The organism is Streptomyces sp. NBC_01363 (assembly GCF_026340595.1).
Taxonomy (GTDB): domain Bacteria; phylum Actinomycetota; class Actinomycetes; order Streptomycetales; family Streptomycetaceae; genus Streptomyces.
In genome coordinates this window covers 2246272-2264724 of the sequence record NZ_JAPEPF010000001.1, presented here as the reverse complement: position 1 = coordinate 2264724, position 18453 = coordinate 2246272, and the positions used below count along the sequence as shown (strand labels likewise).

Annotated in this window: 19 protein-coding genes and 2 pseudogenes; 5 read left to right on the top strand and 16 right to left on the bottom strand. The window is 69.9% G+C overall.

Annotated features, from left to right (window positions below):
- Nucleotides 1-104 precede the first annotated feature (104 nt).
- The 6 genes and pseudogenes from OG611_RS10630 to OG611_RS10605 all read right to left on the bottom strand — a co-directional run.
- The gene (locus OG611_RS10630) at nucleotides 105-902 is read right to left on the bottom strand and encodes an SDR family NAD(P)-dependent oxidoreductase (protein ID WP_266418031.1); all 798 of its coding nucleotides are present in this window, start codon (nucleotides 900-902) and stop codon (nucleotides 105-107) included.
- A 10-nt stretch (nucleotides 903-912) separates the two neighbouring features.
- The gene (locus tag OG611_RS10625; protein ID WP_266418029.1) at nucleotides 913-1857 is read right to left on the bottom strand and encodes an LLM class F420-dependent oxidoreductase; all 945 of its coding nucleotides are present in this window, start codon (nucleotides 1855-1857) and stop codon (nucleotides 913-915) included.
- A 278-nt stretch (nucleotides 1858-2135) separates the two neighbouring features.
- The gene (locus tag OG611_RS10620) at nucleotides 2136-2585 is read right to left on the bottom strand and encodes a hypothetical protein (RefSeq protein WP_266418027.1); all 450 of its coding nucleotides are present in this window, start codon (nucleotides 2583-2585) and stop codon (nucleotides 2136-2138) included.
- Nucleotides 2586-2723: 138 nt separating this feature from the next.
- Complete coding sequence (locus tag OG611_RS10615; protein WP_266418025.1) at nucleotides 2724-3590, bottom strand: oxaloacetate decarboxylase; 867 nt, start codon at nucleotides 3588-3590, stop codon at nucleotides 2724-2726.
- 490 nt (nucleotides 3591-4080) lie between these two features.
- Nucleotides 4081-5043, bottom strand: a complete 963-nt coding sequence (locus tag OG611_RS10610) for a phosphotransferase family protein (RefSeq protein WP_266418023.1) — start codon at nucleotides 5041-5043, stop codon at nucleotides 4081-4083.
- Between the two features lie 54 nt (nucleotides 5044-5097).
- Nucleotides 5098-5325 (bottom strand): annotated as a pseudogene (locus OG611_RS10605) (long-chain fatty acid--CoA ligase); the annotation flags it as partial.
- A gap of 275 nt (nucleotides 5326-5600) precedes the next feature.
- Between OG611_RS10605 and OG611_RS10600 the strand changes: the two are divergent.
- A pseudogene (locus OG611_RS10600) lies at nucleotides 5601-6275 on the top strand (SDR family oxidoreductase); the annotation flags it as partial.
- 4 nt (nucleotides 6276-6279) lie between these two features.
- A complete protein-coding gene (locus OG611_RS10595; RefSeq protein ID WP_266418021.1) occupies nucleotides 6280-7140 on the top strand; it encodes a MaoC/PaaZ C-terminal domain-containing protein in 861 nt (286 codons plus the stop codon).
- Here the strand turns inward: OG611_RS10595 and OG611_RS10590 are convergent.
- The 6 genes from OG611_RS10590 to OG611_RS10565 all read right to left on the bottom strand — a co-directional run bounded on the left by OG611_RS10590 (nucleotide 7094) and on the right by OG611_RS10565 (nucleotide 12469).
- Nucleotides 7094-7723 (bottom strand): TetR/AcrR family transcriptional regulator, encoded by a 630-nt coding sequence (locus OG611_RS10590; RefSeq protein WP_266425735.1) that lies wholly within the window; start codon nucleotides 7721-7723, stop codon nucleotides 7094-7096. The two genes, OG611_RS10595 and OG611_RS10590, sit on opposite strands and share 47 nt — an antisense overlap.
- 200 nt (nucleotides 7724-7923) lie before the next feature.
- Nucleotides 7924-9270, bottom strand: coding sequence for a dicarboxylate/amino acid:cation symporter (locus OG611_RS10585; protein WP_266418017.1), 1347 nt, complete (start codon nucleotides 9268-9270; stop codon nucleotides 7924-7926).
- A 436-nt stretch (nucleotides 9271-9706) separates the two neighbouring features.
- Nucleotides 9707-9961 carry a DUF4229 domain-containing protein gene (locus OG611_RS10580; protein WP_266418013.1) on the bottom strand — a complete coding sequence of 85 codons (255 nt, stop codon included), beginning with the start codon at nucleotides 9959-9961 and terminating at the stop codon, nucleotides 9707-9709.
- 151 nt (nucleotides 9962-10112) lie between these two features.
- Nucleotides 10113-10640: a GNAT family N-acetyltransferase gene (locus OG611_RS10575; RefSeq protein ID WP_266418009.1), complete on the bottom strand. Its 528-nt coding sequence runs from the start codon at nucleotides 10638-10640 to the stop codon at nucleotides 10113-10115.
- Nucleotides 10641-10752: 112 nt separating this feature from the next.
- Complete coding sequence (gene mqnE, locus OG611_RS10570; protein WP_266418005.1) at nucleotides 10753-11916, bottom strand: aminofutalosine synthase MqnE; 1164 nt, start codon at nucleotides 11914-11916, stop codon at nucleotides 10753-10755.
- A gap of 97 nt (nucleotides 11917-12013) precedes the next feature.
- Entirely contained in the window at nucleotides 12014-12469 is a 456-nt protein-coding gene (locus OG611_RS10565) for an Lrp/AsnC family transcriptional regulator (RefSeq protein WP_266418001.1), read from the bottom strand.
- Nucleotides 12470-12601: 132 nt separating this feature from the next.
- Between OG611_RS10565 and OG611_RS10560 the strand changes: the two genes are divergently transcribed.
- Nucleotides 12602-12736: a hypothetical protein gene (locus tag OG611_RS10560; RefSeq protein WP_256260259.1), complete on the top strand. Its 135-nt coding sequence runs from the start codon at nucleotides 12602-12604 to the stop codon at nucleotides 12734-12736.
- A gap of 8 nt (nucleotides 12737-12744) precedes the next feature.
- On the opposite strand, the gene OG611_RS10555 is transcribed toward OG611_RS10560, so the two are convergent.
- A complete protein-coding gene (locus tag OG611_RS10555) occupies nucleotides 12745-13419 on the bottom strand; it encodes a UbiX family flavin prenyltransferase (protein WP_266417997.1) in 675 nt (224 codons plus the stop codon).
- 119 nt (nucleotides 13420-13538) lie between these two features.
- On the opposite strand from OG611_RS10555, the gene OG611_RS10550 reads away from it, so the two are divergent.
- On the top strand, nucleotides 13539-14171 hold the full coding sequence (locus OG611_RS10550; RefSeq protein ID WP_266417995.1) for a rhomboid family intramembrane serine protease: 633 nt from the start codon (nucleotides 13539-13541) through the stop codon (nucleotides 14169-14171).
- 152 nt (nucleotides 14172-14323) lie between these two features.
- On the opposite strand, the gene OG611_RS10545 is transcribed toward OG611_RS10550, so the two are convergent.
- The 3 genes from OG611_RS10545 to OG611_RS10535 form a co-directional block, all read right to left on the bottom strand.
- Nucleotides 14324-14989 carry a DUF4232 domain-containing protein gene (locus tag OG611_RS10545; protein WP_266417991.1) on the bottom strand — a complete coding sequence of 222 codons (666 nt, stop codon included), beginning with the start codon at nucleotides 14987-14989 and terminating at the stop codon, nucleotides 14324-14326.
- Nucleotides 14990-15458: 469 nt separating this feature from the next.
- A complete protein-coding gene (gene mqnP / locus OG611_RS10540; RefSeq protein ID WP_266417987.1) occupies nucleotides 15459-16376 on the bottom strand; it encodes a menaquinone biosynthesis prenyltransferase MqnP in 918 nt (305 codons plus the stop codon).
- Nucleotides 16373-17830 (bottom strand): menaquinone biosynthesis decarboxylase, encoded by a 1458-nt coding sequence (locus OG611_RS10535; RefSeq protein WP_266417983.1) that lies wholly within the window; start codon nucleotides 17828-17830, stop codon nucleotides 16373-16375. Before OG611_RS10535 ends, mqnP begins: the two co-directional genes overlap by 4 nt.
- A 212-nt stretch (nucleotides 17831-18042) precedes the next feature.
- Here OG611_RS10535 and OG611_RS10530 point away from each other — a divergent pair, with 212 nt between their 5' ends.
- Nucleotides 18043-18438 carry a PLD nuclease N-terminal domain-containing protein gene (locus OG611_RS10530; protein WP_266417979.1) on the top strand — a complete coding sequence of 132 codons (396 nt, stop codon included), beginning with the start codon at nucleotides 18043-18045 and terminating at the stop codon, nucleotides 18436-18438.
- Nucleotides 18439-18453 lie beyond the last annotated feature (15 nt).

The window sequence follows — 18453 nt, the reverse complement described above, 5'->3', positions numbered from 1 at the left end:
GTTCACCGTCCTCAATCGTTTCTGACACTCCGTCAGATCGTGATGCGTCCGACTGTTCCACCGGCGCCTGCACCCGTCAATACCTGACACATCGTCAGGTCGACTCAGAACAGGCTGACGCCCGCCAGCCATCCCCCGTCGATGACGAACGGCTGTCCGGTGATGTACGAGGAGTCCTCCGAGGTCAGGAAGAGCGCCAACGCCGCCACCTCCTGCGGCTGCCCGATCCGGCCCAGCGGCACGAGCTTGCGGTACAGCTCGTCCACCGCCGCCCTGGACTCCTCCGGGTCCGCGGCCGGGTCCAGCGCCGCCGGGTTGGTCATCGCGGTGTCCACGGCCCCGGGGCAGACGGCGTTGACCCGTATCCCCTTCGCGGCCAGCTCCACCGCCGCCACCCGGGTCAGCCCGAGCACCGCGTGCTTGGTGGCGGCGTACGCGCCCACGAACGCCATGCCGGTGAGTCCCGTGTACGAGGCGGTGTTGACGATGGTCCCGCCGCCCGCGGCCTCGATCTCCGGCGCGACGTTCTTGATCCCGAGGAAGGCGCCCACCTGATTGACCTGCACCACCTGCTGGAACTCCTCCAGCGGCGTGGTCACCAGCTCATTGAACCGGAGGATCCCCGCGTTGTTGACCAGCCCGTCGATCCTCCCGAAGGCGTCCTTCGCGGCGGCGACCGCGGCCTGCCAGTCCTCCTCCCGGCTCACATCGAGACGGACGAACCGGGCGACGTCCTCCCCCAGCTCCTCGCGTATCCCCTTGGCCAGCGCCTCGCCCTGCTCGTCGAGCACATCGGCGATCACCACCCGCGCGCCCTCCGCGGCGAAGAGCCGCGCCTCCTGCTCGCCCTGCCCGCGCGCCGCACCGCTGATGAGTACGACCCGCCCGTCCAGCTTGCCCATGGCCTGACTCCTACCTGTCGAGATGGGGTGCGACCTCGGCGGCGAACACCGCCATCTGGTCAGTCAGTTCGCTGCGGCTCCGGCTGCGGAACCGCACCTGGATCTGGTGGACGCCCATGGCCCGGTACGCACGCAGCGACTCGGCGACGGCCTCCGGCTTCCCGGTGAGGGTGCGCCGCCCGACGGACCACTCCGGTTCACCGACGTACAGCGGCTCGGTGATCGCACCGATGACGATCGGGTCCTCGACCCCGGCCGCCTCCCGCAGTTCCGTCAGCCGGGCGATCTGCGCGGGCAGCTTCTCCCGCGGATCACCCTGCGGCAGCCAGCCGTCACCCCGCAGGGCCGCCCGGCGCACGGCGGCCGGCGAGGAGCCGCCCACCCAGACCGGCACCCGCTCCTGGGCCGGCCGCGGCAGCTGCCCGAGGCCGGCGAAGGAGAACCGCTCCCCCGCGAACTCCGGGTACTCCTCCGGGCCGAGCGCCGCCTTCAGCGCGTCGATGGTCTCGTCGAGCACCCCGCCCCGCCCGTCGAAGTCCGCCCCGAGCGCCTCGAACTCCTCCGGCACGTGCCCGGCGCCGACCCCGAGGATCAGCCGGCCGCCGCAGAGGTGGTCGAGGGTGGCGTACTGCTTGGCGGTGGCCAGCGGGTGCCGCAGGCCGACGACGGCGACATGGCTCATCAGCAGGACCCGCTCGGTGATCCCGGCGAGAAAGGCGAGGGTGGCGACCGGGTCGTACCAGACGGTGCCCATGACCTCGGCGAGCCGACGGGGGATCGCGACATGGTCGCAGCTCGCCAGATAGGCGAAGCCGGTGCGGTCGGCGGTGTGGGCGATTGCGGCGAGGTCGGCCGGGGTGGCCGCCGCCTCCCACCCCTCGGCGTAGATGGTGCTCTGCGACTGGATCGGCAGCTGCATCCCGTACGACAGCGGCCCGGTGGGTGATATCGGCACCGGACGGCCTCCTCCCCGAGCAGATCTGACGCATCGTCACTTGACGGGCGCGGGGGCCATCGTCACGCCTGACGCCGCATCAGGCAAGGGGCGTGGGAGGAATGCCGGCGTCACCGGCGGTACGCGCGCCCGGCCCGGTCGCGCGCGTCCCGGAACGGGAACTCGCCCTAGATCTCCACCCGGGTGGCGGGCTTGCTCCCGTCGTGGAAGTTCACGTCGTCGCACTCACCGGTCCACCGCGGCCGGAGGCAGAGCCGGCGGAGGCGGTGGCGGCGGGGTCAGTGCTGGGGCGGGCGGGGGGCCTCCTCATCGGCGTCGCCCTCGTCGTCGTCCCCGCCGGTCGCCGCGCTCTCGGGGGCCTTGGCGGTGCCGGGAGCCGTCGCCTCCTCTTCCTCGTCGCCCTCGTCCTCGTGTTCGTCCGGGGCGGCCTGGACGCCCACTCCCTGTGAGCTCGACACGTTCTGGTCGATCGCGCCCCCGCCGCCGTCGTGATCGCTGCCCGCCGTGCCCTTGCTGAAGGGGCCCAGCACGTTGAGCGTGCGGTCCACTTCCAGCCAGGAGTCGGCGTTGGAGTTGTCGATGGTGACCAGGGAAGGCCCGTGGTGCGTCTCCATGCCACCGTCCGGGGCGTCCGCCCAGGCGGCACCCGCGGCCCACTGGCCCTGGCAGAGCGCGCCGAGGACGACCGAAGCCAGGGCCGCACGCGCCCTGGACGAGGTGATTCGCATGTGTCCGTGTCCTTCTTTCGTGGTGGTTCACGTGGTGCCGGGACCCCATGGAGCGTGGGGGGTTGCTCCACGGGGTCCCGGCATTCGGGCGGAGCGGATACGGCCGGGCGCTCCCCCGCTCCCGGCACGCGGTCCGCGTCAGACGGTCACGGCCACGGATTCGGAGGAGTGGTGCCTGCTGATGTTCTTCTCCAGCAGCTCCGTCGACCGCTGCACCCCGATCCCCTCGGAGGGCACGAACTCGGGGAGCCGCCCGTCGGACCGCTTGAGCTCCGTCAGCGCGCCGTCGATGGCCGCGTGCGCGGCGAAGAGGCAGGGGGTGCTGTAGATGGCCACCTGGCATTCCAGGTCGGTCAGTTCGGAGAGCGAGAGCCTGGGCGACTTGCCGCCCGCGATCTGGTTGAAGAGCAGCGGCTTGTCACCGACGACCTCCCGGATGCGCTTGATCCACTCGACGCTGCGCACTCCGTCGACCAGGACGACATCGGCGTCCGTCTCGGCCAGCGCCTCGGCCCGGCGCAGGATGTCGGCCTCCTCCGTGGCGTCCGTGCGGGCCACGACCACCAGGTCCCGCCTGCTCTCCAGCACCAGGTTGAGCTTCTCCAGGTACTCCTCCAGCGGCAGCACCTGCTTGCCGTCCGCGTGACCGCACCTGCGGGGGCGCTTCTGGTCCTCCAGGATGACGCCGGAGGCGCCGATCCGCTCCAGCCGCTGCACCACGTGGCAGGCGACCTCGGGATCGACGTAGCCGTCGTCGATGTCGACCAGCAGGTGGTGGGAGGGGAAGGCCAGCCGCAGCCGCTCCACGAAGGCCACCATGTCCGGCCAGGCGATGAAGCCGATGTCGGGGAGCCCGTAGTGGGAGGCCGCGAAGCCGAATCCGGACACGAAGAATCCGTCGTAGTGCCGGGCCACGACGGAGGCCGAATACATGTCGTAGATGCCGATGAGAGGGGTCGTACCCGGAGATCGGACTTCTTCCCTCAGTGCGGTTCCGTAGCGCACAGCGTCTCTCCTTGACCAATGGATGAACGGGTGTTGGGCGATGTCGTCCCGGGTGTTGCGGGATCCGTCGACGCCGGGACCCGGAGCCGCTGATGCCGCGGGTGCGGGAACACCACGCGCAGCACTCACTTGCGGAAGAGGCGTCGGCATTCCTGCCGCACGGGACGCAAAACCGCCCTCTTTACGAAGACGCGTATATCTATACAGCCGTGACCGTGTCTTTACCCAGGGACGCGCCACTTTTTACCTTGCGTGCGAGGCTTTCCGGGCGCACGCCGGGGGCCTGTTGAAGGCGCGAAGAATTCGACGGGCGCTTTCTTTCGGATCATCCGAAACAACAACTCGGGAAGGCGTCGAATGCCTTGCACATGCGTCGTGTTGACGTTTTACGCGACTGCCGGAACAGCGGCACCGAAGGACACCGTCCGGTGTTTCGCCGGACCGCTTCAGCAGTAACGTTCCGCCCCGCCGAAGACCGTCGACGGCAGGCCTATCGGTCGAACTGTTCGAGGAGGCTCTCCGCATAGTTTTCCAGGCGCTCCGTGAGCACCTCGGGCGTCAGATCGGTCCGTCCCAGCTCCCGCCACGGGACCGCCACCTTCTCCGCCTCCGGGGCGTGGGCGAGGGCGTCGAGCAGCCGCCAGTACAGGTGGTCCGCCGCGCTCTCGGCCAACCGCCCGCCCGCCGCCTCGTACCGCCCGGCGAAGCCCATCCCGGCCGGGACGCCGTGCAGCAGCGCCAGCGCAGTCGAGCAGTGGGCGACATCCAGGTCGGCCGGGCCCCAAGAGGTCTCGACCCAGTCGACGACCCCGCTGATCCGCAGCTCCGCCCCCTCGCCGCCGAAGAGCACATTGCCCGGGTGGAAGTCACGGTGCAGGAACTTCGGGACGTACGCGGGAGGTTCGCGGCGGATCACGTCCACCGCGCGCCGCCACAGCTGCGGCCGGCCGGTGGCCTCGGGCACCCGCACCCGGTCCGGCGCGGTCCAGGCCTCGTAGTCACGCGGGCGGGTCCGGTCGGTGACCGCGATCCGGTGGATGCCGGCCAGCTGTCCCGCCAGCAGCCCGATGCGCTCCGCCGCCCCGGCGTCGTCGACCCGTACCTCGCCCGGCAGCAGGGTCATCAACAGCGAGGGGTGGTCGCCGTGTTCGCCCCGGGCGTCGACGGCCACACACCGCGCTGCCGGGACGTCCGTGCCGCCCAGCAGCCGCAGAATGTCCGCCTCACGGGTGAGCAGTCCCGGCGCATGGCGTACGTAGAAGGGTTTGACGAAGGACCGCAGGACCAGCGAACGCCCGCCCTGCGGACCGGAGATGTCGAGCCGCCGCATCTGCGAGCTCCATCCGCCGAGCAGTCGCTCCGATCCCTCGATCCGCTCCCCCGGCGCCAGGTTCTTCCCGACCCAGGCTCGCGTCGCCGCCCAGCCGGTCCCGTCGTCCGACGCTTCACCCATACGGGGAGCCTACCGACGGCCGGTGGGACGGGGGGCCGCCTCCGGCGGATCGGCTCACTTCCGGTACAGCGCCTCGATCTCCTCCTCGAAGTCCCGCGCGATCACGTCCCGCTTCAGTTTCAGCGAGGGCGTCAGATGGCCGCCCTCCTCGGTGAAGTCCACCGGCAGGACGGCCAATTCACGGATCGACTCCGCGCGGGAGACCAGCCGGTTGGCCTCGTCGACGGCGCGTTGCAGCGCCGTGCGCAGCTCGTCGTCGTCGACGAGTTCCCGCATCGGCACATGCTGGTTGGAGCCCTGTGCGTACGGGCAGTCGGACCGCGCGAACGGAACGCGGCTGCCGCCGATGACCGCGACCCTGCGGGGCTGCGGAAGTTCGAGGGGGATCATCTCGACCAACTCCTGACTCTTGAGTAACCTTACTCTGGAGTAAATCTGCGACCGAGCAGGGAGTCTGGACCATGGCCGACCGCTATCCGCACTTCACCGGCACAGCACCCGGCCATTTTCCGACCCGGAGGCTCGGACTCCCGCAGCCCGCCCCTCTGCGCCGCTGGTCGCTCGCCTCGGTGCTGGCCCGGGACGGCGCCCGGGTCGCCTGCCTGGACGTCCCGCAGGCACGGGACGAGCTGGCCCGCACCGCCGACCGGCTCGGCGCCACCGCCCTGCCGCTGGACATCACCGCGGCCGACGCGGCGGAACGGATCGCCGCCGCGGCCCCCGACGGTCTCGACGTCCTGGTCCACAACGCGGGCATCACCCGCGACCGCCGCCTCGCCAACATGCCGGCGGACCGCTGGGCCTCGGTCCTCGACGTGAACCTCGACAGCGTGCTGCGCACCACGGACGCCCTGCTGAAGTCGGGCACCGTCAACCGCGGCGGCCGGATCGTCGCCACCGCCTCCATCGCCGGCATCGCGGGCAACAACGGCCAGACGAACTACGCCGCCAGCAAGGCGGGCATCATCGGACTCGTCCGCTCGCTGGCCCCGCGCGCCGCCGCCGACCACGGCGTCTCGGTCAACGCGGCGGCCCCCGGCTTCATCGAGACGAAGATGACGGCGGCCGTCCCCCTCTTCATCCGGGAGGCGGGCCGCCGGATGAACTCCCTCTCGCAGGGTGGCCTCCCGGTCGATGTCACCGAGACGACCGCCTGGTTCGCCCAGCCCGCCTCGACGGCCGTCAACGGCCAGATCGTGCGCGTCTGCGGCCAGAGCCTGCTGGGGGCGTGACCCCGTGCCGAATCCGAACGTGTCACTTGTACGGGCAACCGTCACGTCCCCGTTCAAGAGGGCCGGTCACCCCGGCGCCACCCTGCCCGCCGACCGGGCCGTGCTCCCGGCCGCACCGATCGCGGCCGGCCCGCTCGCCTCGTACAACCGGATCTGCGGCTTCACCGACCCGGGCCCGCTGCCGCTCACCTACCCACACGTACTGGGCTTCCCGCTCGCCATGCGGCTGATGACCGCCCGGAGGTTCCCGCTGCCGGTCGTCGGGCTCGTCCACACCTGGATCGAGATCACCCGGCACCGGGTGCTGCACCCCACGGACATGCTCGAACTCACGGTGTACGCCCAGGAGTTGACACCGCACCGGCGCGGCACCGAGGTCACGGTGGCCACCGAGGCACGGCTGTCGGGCGAGCTGGTCTGGGAGTCCCGCAGCGGCTACCTCTCCCGGCACCCGAGAAGCACACCACCGGCAGGACGTCCGTCCGGGCCGCCCGGATCGGCGCACGGCACCCCGGCCGCGGAGCTTCCCGCCGTCGCCGAGTGGCGGCTGCCCGGCGATCTGGGACGGCGTTACGGCGCCGCCTCGGGCGACCGGAACCCCATCCACCTGTATCCGCTCACCGCCCGGCTCTTCGGTTTCCCCCGGGCCATCGCCCACGGCATGTGGACCGTCGCCCGCTGCCTGGCCGAGTCACCGCGGCCCGATGAAGTCCATTGGGTGCGGGCCGACTTCAAGGCCCCCGTCCTGCTGCCCGCCACCGTCACCTACGCGGCGGACGCCACCGGCTTCCAGCTGCGCGGCACCGGCCGGGTCCACCTCACCGGGCGGACGGGTTCGGCGGCTGCCAGGGACGGCCGTTCATAAGGTTCTCCAGACCCGCCCAGGAGAAGTTCATCAGGGTGGCCGCGGCCTCCTTCGCCGAGACGCCCGGGGTCTCGTTCGCCCACCCGGCGAGCGACTCCGCGGCCCCCACGAGCGCCTGCGCGAGCCCCGACACATCACGGTCGGGCAGCGCCGGATCGTGGTGCGCCTCGCGCGCCGCAGCCCCGATCAGCTCCGTCACGAATGCAACGATCTCGTCCCGCATCGCCGTCACCTCGTCGGCGAACGGCTCGCCGTGCGTACGCGCCTGGCGGTGCAGCACCGCCCAGCCGTCCGGATGCTCCGCCGTGTGCGTGAAGAACGCCCGCAGCCCGGACCACAGTTGCCGGTCGGCCGGAAGCCCCGGCTCCGCCCCCGCCCGCACCGCTTCGACCAGCGCTTTCGCCTCGCGTCGGATACAGGCGGTGAAGAGTTCTTCCTTGGAGTTGAGATACAGGTAGACGAGCGGCTTGGACACCCCCGCCAGCTCGGCGATCTCGTCCATCGAGGCGGCCCGGTACCCGCGCTGCCCGAAGGTCTGCACGGCGGCGTCCATCATCTGCTGCTCGCGCACGGCCCGCGGCATCCGTTTGCTCTTCACAGCACCCACGTCGACTTCCTCCCGCCCCCGGTGTGCCACTCCCCCGGTAAGGGTACGGCGCGGGGTTTCCTCCCCGTCGTACGCGGCAGGGGCCGCACGCCCCGGGCGTCCGGTACGGCACAGGAGCGCCCCCGGCCCTGCCGAAAGGCGGACCGGGGGCGCTCCCGTGTGTCGTGCGTGAGCGGTTACGCGGCGACCGGCACCCGCTCCGGCTCGGTGTCGCGCACCTCGTCGCCGTCGACCGGGGAGGACGAGGCCGAGTTGTACGCGTCGTGGTCGAGGATCTTCTCGCGGGCCGCGACGATCACCGGGACCAGCGCCTGACCTGCCACGTTCGTGGCCGTCCTCATCATGTCCAGGATCGGGTCGATGGCCATGAGCAGACCGACGCCCTCCAGCGGGAGGCCCAGCGTCGACAGGGTGAGGGTCAGCATGACCGTGGCACCGGTGAGACCGGCGGTGGCCGCCGAACCGATCACCGAGACGAACGCGATCAGGACGTAGTCACCGACACCCAGCTGCACGTCGAAGATCTGCGCGATGAAGATCGCCGCCAGCGCCGGGTAGATCGCGGCGCAGCCGTCCATCTTGGTGGTGGCGCCGAACGGGACGGAGAAGGAGGCGTACTCCTTCGGGACACCGAGGCGCTCGGTGACCTTCTGGGTGACCGGCATGGTGCCGACCGAGGAGCGGGAGACGAAGGCCAGCTGGATCGCCGGCCAGGCGCCCTTGAAGAACTGCACCGGGCTGAGCTTGGCGACGGTGGCGAGCAGCAGCGGGTACACACCGAACAGCACCAGGGCGCAGCCGATGTAGACGTCGGCGGTGAACGTCGCGTACTTGCCGATCAGGTCCCAGCCGTAGTCGGCGATCGCGTAGCCGATGAGGCCGACGGTACCGATGGGGGCGAGGCGGATGACCCACCACAGGGCCTTCTGGAGGAGCTCCAGGACGGACTCGCTGAGGGTGAGGATCGGCTGGGCCTTCTCGCCGAGCTGGAGCGCGGCGATACCGGCGACGGCGGCCATGAAGACGATCTGGAGCACGTTCAGCTCGGTGAACGGCGTGATCACGTTGTCCGGGATGATGCCGGTCAGGAAGTCGAGCCAGGAGCCCGCGTGCTCCGGCAGCTTGCCGTCCTTCGGCGTGAGGCCCGTACCGGAGCCCGGGTTGGTGACCAGGCCGATCGCGAGGCCGATGGCGACCGCGATCAGCGAAGTGATCATGAACCAGAGCAGGGTGCGGGTGGCCAGCCGGGCGGCGTTGTTGACCTTGCGCAGGTTGGTGATCGACACCAGGATCGCGAAGAAGACGAGGGGCGCGACGGCCAGCTTCAGCAGCTGGACGAAGAGGTGGCCGACCTTGTCGAGCGTGGTGTAGAGCCAGCCGATGTCGTACGTACGCGTGAGCCAGCCGAGTACGACACCGAGGACGAGGCCGGCGACTATCTGGGCCCAGAACGGGACCTTGGGTATACGGAAACCGGAGCCGGACGGGCTGCCGGCAGCGGTGGACGCGGGGTTCGCGGACACGGACACACTCCAGATGTGACGCATCGGGGCGCACGAGGACGACTGTGCGGGGGACGGGGGTGCGGCGCCCGCGTCAGGGGCGGCGCCGCTGCATGGTGCCGTTCAGACGTTGCGGCAACAGACCGCGGACATACAGCGGCAGAGATCGACATGCAGGCGCTCCACGAGCGGGACGCTCGCGGCGAATCGATGGCGCACTGCTGTCTTCATGTCGAACACGTTAACACTTGAACTTTGAGAAGCTCAAAGCTCTTCTTTGACCCCGGCCCGCCAGCGAGACCGCCGCCACCACGCCCCGGCCCGCCCCGGATCCCTGCGGGAACGACAAAACCCCAGTACAGGAGCGGACGCTCCGGTACTGGGGTTTCGAACGAAAACTGTGCGGCTGTGAGGAAGCTTACGTAGTCCTTACGCAGCCCTCACGCCGTCGCCACCGTCACTGGGTGACGTGGTCCTCGCGGGTGCGGTTCGCCTCAAGGCGCTCCTTGGCCCGGTCGACCGTGGACACGATCTGCTCGGACATCTCGTCGCGCTGCTTGCGCAGCAGCACATAGCTGAGCGGCGCGGACAGGACCAGGGCGAGCAGAATCACCCAGACGATATTGGAGCCGTTCGTCCCGGAGGGCAGCAGGCCGAAGTGAACGGCCACGGCTGCGACGACGAAGCAGCCGACGAAGATACTGAGGCGCATCGCGGTGTACCGAATCGTCGCGCTCGGCTTGGCAGCGGACACAGTTGGCCTCTCTCTCAACGCATGACAGTCCTTCGATCCTGCCCGACCAGTGAAGCATGCCCCGGAATCGATCAGTTCGGAGGGCTCCGCCAAAGGAGGCGGACGCGGCTCAGTGCCCGAGCGGCAGCAGCATGATGATGTCGTCGCGGTCGTCCCCGTCGGCCACCCGGATCGCGTCGGGCACCCGCCCGACCTCCTTGTATCCGCACGAGGCGTAGAACCGGTCGACGCCGGTGCCGCCGCGGCAGGTGAGCCGGACGGCCTCGATCCCGTCGATCCCGCGGGCCGCCCGCGCGGCGGCGTCCATCAGATCGCGCCCGTACCCCTTGCCCTGATGGCGGGGGTGGACCATCACCGTGTAGAGCCAGAGCCAGTGGATCATCAGCCGGTGGGTGTTGAGGGCGAGGAAGGCCGTGGCCGCGACGGCGCCCTCCTCGTCGCGTCCGATCAGCAGGCGGGTGCGCCCCTCGGCCATGGCGACCAGATGCTTGACCAGCTCGGGCCGTACGTCGTCGGCCGTGACGGGCGGTACGAAGCCGACCGCGCCGCCCGCGTTGGAGACATCGGTCCACAGCTCGACGATGCCGTCCCGCAGTGCGCGGTCGAACGCGGGGTCCCACTCGAATGTAAGTACCATAGGTGCAGATTAACTATTACCGACCCGCGGCCTCAAACCATGTCCAGCACGCGAGAAAGCCCCGGCCTGAGGCCGGGGCTCCCGTACAGCCGGACTGCTGACGACGTGCGGGTCAGACGCGCATCGGCTGCGGCGACTCGCGCCGCCCGGCGTCCGGGCCCGGGTACTCGCGGATGATCTCGTACCGGGTGTTGCGCTCGACGGGCCGGAAGCCCGCGTCGCGGATCAGGTCCAGCAGATCCTCGCGGCCGAGCTTGTTCGGCGTGCCGTAGTTGTCCGCGTCGTGCGTGATCTTGTACTCGACGACCGAGCCGTCCATGTCGTCCGCACCGTGCTGGAGCGCGAGCTGGGCGGTCTGCACACCGTGCATCACCCAGAAGACCTTGACGTGCGGGACGTTGTCGAAGAGCAGCCGCGAGACCGCGAAGGTCTTCAGCGCCTCGGCGCCGGTCGCCATCGTCGTCCGCGCCTGGAGCCTGTTGCGGACCTTGCCGTCCTTCATGTCCACGAAGTCGTGCTGGTAGCGCAGCGGGATGAAGACCTGGAAGCCGCCGGTCTCGTCCTGGAGCTCACGCAGCCGCAGCACGTGGTCGACGCGGTGCCGGGGCTCCTCGATGTGCCCGTACAACATGGTCGCCGGGGTCTTGAGCCCCTTCTCGTGCGCCAGGCGGTGGATGCGCGACCAGTCCTCCCAGTGGGTGGCGTGGTCCACGATGTGCTGGCGGACCTCCCAGTCGAAGATCTCCGCGCCGCCGCCGGTCAGCGACTCCAGGCCGGCCTCGATCAGCTCGTCCAGGATCTCGGAGGCCGAGAGCCCGGAGATGGTCTCGAAGTGGTGGATCTCGGTGGCGGTGAACGCCTTGAGGGAGACCTGCGGCAGGGCTTCCTTCAGCGCGCTCAGCGAGCGCGGGTAGTAGCGCCACGGCAGGGTGGGGTGCAGCCCGTTGACGATGTGCAGCTCGGTGAGGTTCTCGCCCTCCATCGCCTTCGCGAGGCGGACGGCCTCCTCGATGCGCATGGTGTACGCGTCCTTCTCACCCGGCTTGCGCTGGAACGAGCAGTAGGCGCACGACGCGGTGCACACATTGGTCATGTTGAGGTGCCGGTTGACGTTGAAGTGCACGACGTCACCGTTCTTGCGCGTCCGCACCTCGTGGGCGAGACCGCCGAGCCAGGCCAGATCGTCCGACTCGTAGAGGGCGATGCCGTCCTCACGGGTCAGCCGCTCCCCTGCGCGGACCTTCTCCTCCAGCTCGCGCTTGAGCCCGACGTCCATGCGGCTGCCTCCCAGTTGTCGACGTGCAGTGCGTTTCCCGGTGACAGGTGATACCGGGCGAAACCCCCGGTCACCCGGGGGCTCCACCACGTTACGCCTACGACTCGTCGGGAAGTTCCCCGACCCGGTTCTCCCACTTGGTGGAGAGCACGATCGTGGTACGGGTGCGCGAGACGCCCCTCGTACCGCTGAGCCGGCGGATGGTCTTCTCCAGGCCGTCCACGTCACCGACGCGCACCTTGAGCATGTACGAGTCGTCGCCCGCGATGAACCAGGCGTCCTCGATCTCCGCGAGGTCCTTCAGCCGACGCGCCACGTCCTCGTGATCGGCCGCGTCGGAGAGCGAGATACCGATCAGGGCTGTGACCCCGAGCCCCAGGGACGCGGCGTCGACGGTGGCGCGGTAGCCGGTGATGACACCGGCGGTTTCCAGCCGGTTGATGCGGTCGGTGACGCTGGGCCCGGAGAGCCCCACGAGCCGTCCCAGCTCGGCGTACGAGGCCCTGCCGTTCTCCCTGAGGGCCTGGATGAGCTGCCTGTCCACCGCGTCCATGTGACTGAAACCTTCCATTGTTCAGCAGTATCGCGAGTTTACGTGTAGAATCTAAGGCATGCAGGCTTCACTGCCTGCAAATCTTTCCGAACATCCAAAAAATGCTTTCGAATCTTCAGGAGTGAAAACACCGTGTACACGATCGAGATGGCCTACGCCCGGATGCGCGAGCTGCAGGACCTGGCCAACCGCTCGCGTGCCCACCAGCCCGCCGCCGCGCACCGGGTCGACCGGACCCGCAAGCCGCGCGCCATGAAGAAGCGCTGACCACGGACTCAGCCACGGGAGTCGCGGGAGCCGCCACCGAGCTCCCCCTCCCACCGGCGGTACAGGTCGTGCGGCACGCCCGCCGCGTCCAGCACCCGCCCGGCGACGAAGTCCACCAGATCCTGGATGTGCGTCGCCCCCGCGTAGAACGCCGGAGAGGCGGGCAGCACCACGGCGCCCGCCTCGTCCAGGCTCACCAGATGCTTCAGCGTCTGCCCGTTCAGCGGAGTCTCCCGCACCGCGACGACCAGCTTCCGCCGCTCCTTGAGCGTCACGCTCGCGGCCCGCTGGAGCAGATCCTTCGAGAGCCCGAGCGCCACCCCGGCCACACAGGCCGTCGAGGCCGGGACGATCAGCATCCCCTTCGCCGGGTACGAACCCGAGGAAGGTCCCGCTCCGAGATCACCGGCCGCCCAGTGCCGTACGCCCTCGACGTCCACGTCGAAGGTGTGCGGCTTGCCGTCCGCCCCGCGCGCCAGCCAGCTGCGCAGGTCCTCCTGCCAGTGCCCGTCGCGGTACGCGATCCCGGTCTCGTCCAGCAGCGTCAGCCGCGAGGCCCGGCTCACCACCAGATCGACACTCTCCCCCGCGGCCAGCAGACCGCGCAGTACCGCAGCGGCGAATGGGGTGCCCGAAGCGCCTGAAACCCCGACAATCCAAGGCTGCCGCTGGTGCTGACTCACTGAAGTCCCGGAATCCACACTCCTGAGCCTATCCGGCGGTACGAAACCGGAACCGAGTACGGTGCCTCAGGCGTTCCAGGGGTGGGAACAGGGACGGCAGGGGACGGCAGGGGGGCACGATGGCCGCATCTTCGGATCGATCCGCGCCGGCGTGGAGTGCGGGAAGCCGCGCGAAGACCGCGGCCAAGGTGATGCTGGGCTGGGTCGCGTTCCTCTGGCTGCTCGAAGTCGTCGACGCCGCTACCGGCAACTCGCTGGACACGTTCGGGATAGAGCCCCGCCGGGCCGGCGAGCTGCTGGACGTGGTGCCCGCGTCCTTCATCCACTTCGGATTCGGCCATGTCGCCTCCAACAGCGTGCCGCTGCTGGTCTTCGGCTTCCTGGCGGCGCTGAGCGGCGTCCGCAGATTCGCCGCCGTGGCCGCGATGATCATCGTGGTCGACGGGCTCGGCGTCTGGCTGGTCTCACCGGACGGTTCCAACACGGCGGGCGCGTCCGGGCTGGTTTTCGGCCTCTTCGGCTATCTGCTCGTCCGGGGGTTCGTCGACCGCAGGGCGCTCGACATCGCCGCCGGTCTGGTGGTCGGCGCGATATGGGGCTCGTCGATCCTGGTGGGGCTCTCCCCCGCCAACACCGCGGTCAGCTGGCAGGGCCATCTGTTCGGGCTGGCGGCGGGCGTGGCGGCGGCGTTCGTCTTCCGCCGCCCCACGCGTGGCCGGAGCACGGTGCCGCCTGCCCGGCCGGTCATGTGACTTTCTGACCGGCCAGTCCTCGGTTCGGGTACGGGCCGGGGGATCCGGCGCATCGCGAGTGGTCGCTTCCGGAGCCGCGTCCGCCGCCGTCGGGCAGCCGTCCTCTTCCGGCTCCGCCCATGATCCCCCGGACGGATCCCGTGGCGTGCGGGTCAGCCCTCGCCCTGACCGGCGCTCCCCATCGGGCCGACCTTCACCTGGGAGCCGGAGCCGTCCGTGGCGGGCAGCGTGGCGGCACCCGGCCATTCGAGGGAGAACGACTTCGTCTCGTCCGGCGGAGTCACCACCAGGGCCGTGATGCGGACGCCGGAGCCGCCCGACTTGTTGAGCGGATAGTTGATGCCGAAGTACACCGATTCCCCGTCCTTGAGGGTCATCGGGGTGGCCTTCTCACCGGTGCGCTCCGCGGACAGCGACCCCGCGCTGGTCTTCAGGTCGACGCCCGCGTACCCGGAGAGCACGCAGTCCCGGCCGCCGCCGTTCTTGAACTCCACCGCGACGGTGCCCTCGGTGTCGCCGCCGATGGTGCTGTCCGACGCGGTGATGTTCAGGTCGTCGGTGCGGCACTTGCCGACCTTGCCGTTCTCGCTGGAGCCGGTCCCGGCGGCCGTGCCCTGCCCGCCGGACCCCTTTCCGGCGGAGTCCTTGCCGCCGTCCTGGTCCGTACCGCCCGAGCCCGAACCGCCGCTCGCGGAAGACGCGCTGGACGCGGACGACGGGGCGACCTGTCCCAGGTCGTCCTCGCCGTCCTGGCAGGCCGTGAGCGAGAGACCGGCGACAACGGCCAGGGCGGCGAAGGTGAGCTTGCGTACGCGCATCGTTTCTTCCTCAGTGTCGGTGGGGGGTGTCGGCCGCTCGGCACGGTCGGTACGAGCGAGCGTTTCTGATCACCAAGAGCCGCCCGGCCCGGCAAGTCGTTCCGCCCAACCACCCGCTAATACACCCCTGTTACACGCACAGCCGGGCACAATGCGCACCACCACCGGGCATGCCCCGCCCGCACCCGCCCCCTGCCGCACCCGCTCCCTGCCGCCGCCCGGCAAGGGAAACAAGGGCCGGACACGGCGCGCCGCACCGCGCCGGAACACGCCGTCGGCCGACCGGAACGGCGGTTCCCGCCACCGTTGCGCACCTGTCGACGCCCGCAGCCCACTGGGACCGACCCGTAACGCGGCGGTCCTTGACCACAACAGGTGACACGCCTCCCCGACCCGCCTCGCCCGCGCCCGGGGCAGCCGCCCGTCGAGGACGAGGTCCTGGCTCCGCCGGACACGACCCCGGGCAGGCTCAGACGGTCAGGCCCCGCGCCAACAGGTCCAGCAGCGCACACGCGAACAGGGCGATCCCGATGAACCCGTTGACCGAGAAGAACGCCCGGTTCAGCCGGGACAGATCGTGCGGCCGCACCACCCGGTGCTCGTACACGAACGCGACGGCGACGATCGCCATGCCGATCCAGTAGAACAGCCCGGCCTCCGTGGCCAGCCCGAACCAGACCAGCAGCCCGGTCGTCACCGCGTGGCAGACCCGCGCGCCCCACAGCGCGGCCGGGATGCCGAACCGGGCCGGCACCGAGAGCACCCCGTGCGCCCGGTCCGCCTGGACGTCCTGGCAGCCGAAGATCAGGTCGAAGCCGCCGATCCAGATCCCGACCGCGAGGCCGAGGATCACCGCGTCCCACGACCAGCTGCCGGTCACCGCCAGCCAGGCGCCGATCGGCCCTATGGCCTGCGCGACACCGAGGATGGCGTGCGGGTAGTGGGTGAACCGCTTCCCGTACGGATAGACCACCATCGGCACGACGGCGGCCGGCGCGAGCGCCAGACAGAGCGGGTTCAGCAGCGCGGCGGCGCCGAGAAAGAGGACGACGGCGACCAGCGCCCCCGTCCACGCCGACTTCACCGAGACCGCCCCGGTGACCAGCTCCCGGCTCGCGGTGCGCGGGTTACGGGCGTCGATCTCCCGGTCGATGATCCGGTTGCAGGCCATCGCGAACGTCCGCAGCCCCACCATCGCGACCGTGACGAGCAGCAGGGTGCCCCAGTGGATGGACTTGTCCGCCTGGAACATCGCGGTCAGGGCGGCGATGTAAGCGAAGGGCAGCGCGAAGACCGAGTGCTCGATCATCACGAGCCGCAGGAACGCCTTGACCTTGCTGTTCGGATGTACGGGCCCTGAGCCCACTGCTGCTTCGGCGGCGCTCACAGTCCGTATTCCTTCCACCGGCGGTCGACCTTCGCCGCCGTCTCCGGGTCGGACTCGACCATGTCCGGCCAGCCCCCGTCCCGGGTGTAGCCCTCCTCGGGCCACTTCTTCGTCGCGTCGATGCCCGCCTTGCCGCCCCAGAACTGCTGGTAGGAGGCATGGTCGAGATGGTCGACGGGACCCTCGGTGACTGTCAGGTCGCGCGCGTAGTCCGTATTGCCGAGGGCCCGCCACGCCACCTCGTGCAGATCGTGGACGTCGCAGTCGGAGTCCACGACCACGATCAGCTTGGTCAGCGACATCATGTGCGCACCCCAGATGGCGCTCATCACCTTCTGGGCGTGCTTCGGGTACTTCTTGTCGATCGAGACGATCGCGCAGTTGTGGAAGCCGCCCGCCTCCGGCAGGTGGTAGTCCACGATGTCCGGCACGATGATCTTGAGGAGCGGCAGGAAGAACCGCTCGGTGGCGCGTCCCAGCGGCCCGTCCTCGGTCGGCGGCCGGCCCACCACGATCGACTGGAGCAGCGGACGCTTCCGCATGGTCACGCAGTCGATGGTCAGTGCGGGGAACGGTTCCTGCGGCGTGTAGAAGCCGGTGTGGTCGCCGAACGGCCCCTCGGGAAGCATCTCCCCGGGCTCCAGCCACCCCTCGATGACCACTTCCGCCTGCGCCGGTACCTGGAGCGGCACGGTCTTGCAGTCGACCATCTCGATCCGCTTGCCCTGGATGAACCCGGCGAAGAGGTACTCGTCGATGTCCCCCGGCAGCGGCGCGGTGGAGGCGTACGTCACCGCGGGCGGCGCGCCGAACGCGATGGCGACCGGCAGCCGCTCGCCGCGCTTGGCGGCGACCTGGTAGTGGTTGCGGCTGTCCTTGTGGATCTGCCAGTGCATCCCGATGGTGCGGCGGTCGTGGCGCTGGAGCCGGTACAGCCCCAGGTTCCGTACGCCGGTCTCCGGGTGCTTGGTGTGCGTGAGCCCCAGGTTGAAGAAGGAGCCGCCGTCCTCGGGCCAGGTGAAGAGCGCGGGCAGCAGGTCCAGGTCCACGTCGTCGCCGGTGAGGACGACCTCCTGCACCGGGGCGCTCTCCTGCTTCACCTTCTTCGGCGGCACGTGCACCATCGAGCCGAGCTTGCCGAAGGCCTCCCGCACCCCGACGAAGCCGTGCGGCAGCTCCGGCTTGAGCAGCCCGCCGATCTTGTCGCTGATGTCGGCGTAGGACTTCAGCCCGAGCGCCTTGAGCAGCCGCTTGTCGGTCCCGAAGACATTCATGGCCAGGGGCATCGAGGACCCCTTGACGTTCTCGAAGAGCAGCGCCGGGCCGCCCGCCTTGTTCACCCGGTCGACGATCTCGCCGACCTCCAGGTAGGGGTCGACCTCGGCCTTGATGCGCTTGAGCTCGCCCTCGCGCTCCAGGGCCCGGAGGAGGGAACGAAGATCGTCGTAAGCCATGCCGTCCAGTTTGTCATCCCCGCCCGCCGCGGCCGCCGGGGCTCCCCCACCCCACCCCGGGCCCTGTCCTCGCACACCCGGAATCAGGCGACCCCGCCCGCTCGCCGCCGGTTCACCCCGCTCGCCGTGATATGTCACGGACACCGGCTACTCTGGGCCCGAACCGGGGCGGGACAAGCCCCGCCAACTCTCCGCAGGGGGACCTTTCCATCATGTTCCGGGCCCTGATCTATCTCCTGCCTCTGGCACTGACGATCTACGCGTTCATCGACTGCCTGAACACCCCCGAGGACGAGGCCAAGCACCTGCCGAAGATCGCCTGGGTCTTCATCATCCTGCTGTTCTGGATCGTCGGCCCGATCGTCTGGCTGGCCGCGGGCAAGATGCGCCACGCGCCCGCCGGAGGCCGTACACCGTCCGAATGGCACCGCAACCACCGCTCGCAGTGGGTGGCGCCGGACGACAACCCGGAGTTCCTGAAGGCGCTGAAGGACGAGAACAAGAAGGACGAGTCGCTCCTCAAGGACTGGGAGGCGGATCTGCGCCGCCGCGAGGAGGAGCTGAAGCGCCGCGAGAGCGGGGAGAGCCCGAGCCCCTCGGGCGAGTAGCCACCGGGCCAGGAC